1 protein-coding gene is annotated in these 511 nt (G+C 57.9%); it reads right to left on the bottom strand.

Going from position 1 to position 511, the window contains the following annotated elements; genetic code table 11:
• The coding region (locus C3Y91_RS05265; protein WP_168575106.1) for a methyltransferase family protein at positions 1-511 on the bottom strand (511 nt) is incomplete at both ends.

The raw sequence follows: 511 nt of genomic DNA, 5'->3' as shown, positions 1-511 counted from the left end.
GCCGTCGCATAGATGGCGAAATTCCAAAGGCTCGGATGGGCCAGGAAGAAGCCGATGTGTGCCATCAGATACCCCGCATACATCGGATGGCGGATGAATTTGTAAGGCCCGCCGATCTTGACGCCGCGATTGGCCGGCACCAGGCCGAAGCTTCGCCGCAATGTCAGCTTTGCCGATATCTGCAAGATGAAACCGAGCGCCATCACCGTCCCGCAGAATGCGAGCGGCGCTAGCGGCTGTGTCGCGGAGGGCGCGGCAAGCAGCGGGAAGATCGTGCCGATGGCTGTGACCGTCCAGTCGAAGAAGCGTAGCGACGCATTTCTCGTCGGTCGACGGGTCAGGATGAGGAATGCGGCTGCTCCCTCCGAAACGATCAGCAGGCAATCGATGATCGCGCGATTGTCCTGCATCTGCGGCAGGACACGCATGACTATCCCAACGAAGAAATAACCGATGAGAACCTTCTCGATAATATCGAGAACGAAATACACATCGAGGAACGACCAGCTTG

The sequence above is a fragment of the Rhizobium ruizarguesonis genome (assembly GCF_012349115.1).
In the GTDB taxonomy this organism is placed as follows: domain Bacteria; phylum Pseudomonadota; class Alphaproteobacteria; order Rhizobiales; family Rhizobiaceae; genus Rhizobium; species Rhizobium ruizarguesonis.
The sequence above is the reverse complement of the archived record's forward strand: the minus strand, read 5'-3'. Positions and strand labels throughout refer to the sequence as shown.